This window comes from Streptomyces sp. NRRL S-495 (assembly GCF_000966955.1).
GTDB classification, from domain to species: Bacteria; Actinomycetota; Actinomycetes; order Streptomycetales; family Streptomycetaceae; genus Kitasatospora; species Kitasatospora purpeofusca.
Window position 1 is genome coordinate 1 of record NZ_JZWY01001275.1, and the last position, 362, is coordinate 362.

Annotated in this window: 1 pseudogene; it reads right to left on the minus strand. The window is 68.0% G+C overall.

The features are described from left to right. Window positions 1-172: 172 nt before the first annotated feature. Window positions 173-362: pseudogene (locus VR45_RS41120) on the minus strand (XRE family transcriptional regulator); the annotation flags it as partial.

A 362-nucleotide genomic window follows, 5' to 3' on the forward strand; every position in this document is an offset into this window, starting at 1 on the left:
GAGCTGAGGGTGGGGCCGGCCGACATCCCCACCACAAACCAGCTGAACGAAGACTGAAATCGCGGCGGCCCGGCAGACCACCACGGCAGTTGCTCACTCCGCTCGTGCGGCACGGCATCCTCCTCTCGGGACTGCGCGGTCACGGTGTCCCGGGACTGCAGGTGGCGGGTGGTCAGTGCAGGGTCACGTCGATGAAGTCGATGTCGGTGATCGACACCTCGACCTCGCCGGCGTTGCCCTCCCGGCCCTCGCGGAAGTACTCGTCCTGGAGGTACTCGGCGAGCACCTTCTGGGCCTCTGCCTCGTCCCCGTTCTCCTGCGCCTCCAGCAGGCGCTCGGCGTATTCCGCCGGGAGCGTCTTG